Genomic DNA, 3,050 nt, shown 5'->3' on the forward strand with positions numbered 1-3,050 from the left:
GGGGGCAGCGGCTCGGCGAGGCCGTGGAGCACGCCGCCGGACCGGCTGGTCACGACCTCGCCGCTGACCGCGATCTCGATCCCCTCCAGCGGGCCTTCGGCGTACAGGGTGGTCGCCGCGTTGCCGAAGCCGTCGCGCCCGGGCCGCAGCCGCGCGTTGCAGTCGACGTCGATCCGCCACGCCGCCACCGTCTGGTCGTGGCTGTCGGCGGGCGTCAGGCGCAGCATCTGGACGATGCGGCCCTGCGGTCTGGCAAAGCGGTAGCGGGTGCGGTGGTCGACGCTCAGGCGCATGGGGATCCGAACACCTCGCATAGCGGTGCCGGCCCGCTCCCCCGCCCGGCCTCCCACAGGGTATTCTGAATGGGAGGCCGAGCGGGGGAGCGGGCCGGTGCCGCCCGGTTCAGCCCCGAACCGTGCATCACGCGAAGCGGAACTGACGGCCGATCGCGGCGTGCAGGTCGTCGTTCTCGCGCAGAAAGCCTTCGAGATACTGGTGCAGGCCGTTCGCGATCACCTCCCCCGACCGGGTGCGCGCCATGCGCCCGGCGCGGGTGCGCGCCATCCGGTCCGCCTCGCCGTGCTGGCCCTCGCGCCGGGCGAGCAGGTTCAGGATCTCGACCGTCTCCTCCACCGACGCCGCCAGGCTGCGCGGCAGCTCGACGCGCGCGAGCAGCAGGTCGATGACGTCGACCGGCCGCAGCCCCTCGGAATACAGCCAGCGATAGGCCGTCACCGCCGACACCGTCTGGAGCAGCGTCGTCCACTGGTCGCGATCGACCAGCCCGCCGATCCGCTCCCCCTCCGGCAGCAGGATGTGGTATTTGACGTCGAGCAGCCGGGCGGTGTTGTCCGCGCGCTCCACCGCCTGGCCCAGCCGGATGAACCACGTCGTCTGGTTGCGCAGCATGTGGTGGATCGCGCCCTCGAACCCGCGCGTCTCCGCCTTCACCGCCTCGATCAGGTTCAGCGTCGCCATGTCGCCGGCCGGATGCTCGCGGTTGTCGAAGATCAGCCAGCCGCGGTTGATCGCGGTCCACGCCTCGCGGCTGAGCGCGGTCCGCACCGCCCTCGCGTTGCGCCGCGCCGTCTCCAGGCAGCTCTTGATCGAGAACGGATGGCTGGCGTCGACGGTCAGGAAGCACGAGACGTGGCGCGGCGTCAGCTCCGCCCCGCTCGCCTCAAACGCGCCGTCCGCGCTCGACACGGCCAGCGCCGACGACCACGCCGCCTCCCCCGCCGGGCGCGAGGACAGCGCGTCCAGCCGCACCGTCGCCTCCACCAGCCGCGCGACGAAGTCCGCACGCTCCACGTACCGGCCGAGCCAGTAGAGCGACGAGGCGGTGCGCGACAGCATCAGGCGCCGCCCGGCGGGCGGAGCGTCTGGGTCATGCCGCCCATCGCCTGGCTCATCCCGCCGCCGATGGCCTGCGTCATCTCCCCTCCGGTCCCCGACCCGCCAGTTCCCGTCATCGCCCGGCGCGCCGCGTCCATCAGCACGAAACTGTCCTTCGTGCCGCCGCCCTGGCTGGAGTTGACCACCAGCGACCCCTGCCGAAGCGCGACGCGGGTCAGGCCGCCGGGCACCACCTCCACCCCGCGCGATCCGCTGAGCACGAACGGCCTGAAATCGACGTGGCGCGGGCTCAGCCCGGTGTCGGCGAGCGTCGGCACCGTCGACAGCGCCAGCGTCGGCTGCGCGATGTAGCGGTGCGGCTCCGCGACCAGCGCGGCGCGGAACACCTCGATCTCCGCGCGCGTCGCGGTCGGCCCGACGAGCATGCCATAGCCGCCCGACCCGTCGACCAGCTTCACCACCAGCTCGGGCAGGTGGTCGAGGACATAGGCAAGCGCGTCCGGCTCGCGGCAGCGCCATGTCTCGACGTTGGGCAGCTTCGCCTCGCCGCCCGAATAGAAGCGGACGATCTCGGGCATGTAGCTGTAGATCGCCTTGTCGTCGGCGATGCCGTTGCCCGGCGCGTTGATGATCGCGACGGTGCCCGCGGCATAGGCGGCGATGAGGCCGGGCACGCCGAGCGCGGAGTCCGGCCGGAACACCAGCGGGTCGAGGTAATCGTCGTCGATGCGGCGATAGATCACGTCGACGCGAACGCGCCCGGCGATGGTGCGCATCCAGACGAGGTCGTCGTCCACCACCAGGTCCGCCGCCTCGACCAGCTCGATCCCCATCGAATCGGCGAGGAAGCTGTGCTCGTAATAGGCGGAGTTGTAGTGGCCGGGCGTCAGCAGCACGCAGGTCGGCGACGATCCCGATCCGTGCGGCGCCACCGACTTCATCGTCGCGAGCAGCCGGTCGGGATAGCTGTCGACCGCCGCCACGCGGAACTCGCGGAACAGCTCGGGGCACAGGCGGATCATCGCCTCGCGGTTCTCCAGCATGTAGCTGACGCCCGACGGCGTGCGGGCATTGTCCTCCAGCACGAAGAACTCGTCGGGGCCGGTCCGCACGAGGTCGATGCCGCAGACATGCGCCCATATGTCGTGCGGCGGGCGCATGCCCGCGATCTCCGGCCTGAACTGGGGGTTGCCCAGCACGAGGTCGGCGGGAACGACGCCCTCGTCCAGGATGCGGCGTTCCGAATAGATGTCCTTCAGAAAGGCGTTGATCGCCTCCACCCGCTGAACCAGCCCGTCGGACAGCCGCCGCCACTCGTCGGCGAGGAACACGCGGGGCACGATGTCGAACGGGATGATCCGCTCGCCCGCGTCCTCGTCGCCATAGACCGCGAAGGTGATGCCGAGCTGGCGGAACGTCGCCTCGGCGGCCTGCTGGCGCCGGCCGAGTTCCGCGACGGGCGTGTCGTGGAGCCACCGGCGCAGCGCGGCGAGTTCGGGACGGCCCCCCCCATCGCCGGCGCTGCCATCGGCGCCTTCGCCGGGGACGCCACCGCCCGTGATCTCGTCGAACGCCGGTCGCTGCACCATCGAACCCCCTGCATCCTCCGTCCGATGCCTGTTCCATGCTGGCGCGCTTCGCCGCGGCGCACAAGGGCCGATGGGGCGACGCGCGCCGCCGGGCCGCCCCGGACG

At 71.7% G+C, this 3,050-nt stretch carries 3 protein-coding genes; all 3 read right to left on the bottom strand.

Going from position 1 to position 3,050, the window contains the following annotated elements; all coding sequences use genetic code 11:
- A partial coding sequence (locus HUV01_RS14375; protein WP_302480072.1) for a transglutaminase N-terminal domain-containing protein occupies nucleotides 1-293 on the bottom strand: 293 nt, incomplete at its 3' end.
- A gap of 127 nt (nucleotides 294-420) precedes the next feature.
- Nucleotides 421-1,356, bottom strand: coding sequence for an alpha-E domain-containing protein (locus HUV01_RS14380; RefSeq protein WP_174298891.1), 936 nt, complete (start codon nucleotides 1,354-1,356; stop codon nucleotides 421-423).
- Entirely contained in the window at nucleotides 1,356-2,945 is a 1,590-nt protein-coding gene (locus HUV01_RS14385; protein WP_174298892.1) for a circularly permuted type 2 ATP-grasp protein, read from the bottom strand. The genes HUV01_RS14380 and HUV01_RS14385 overlap by 1 nt, the downstream gene beginning before the upstream one ends.
- Nucleotides 2,946-3,050: the final 105 nt, after the last annotated feature.

The organism is Sphingomonas bacterium, from assembly GCF_903643035.1.
Taxonomy (GTDB): domain Bacteria; phylum Pseudomonadota; class Alphaproteobacteria; order Sphingomonadales; family Sphingomonadaceae; genus Sphingomonas.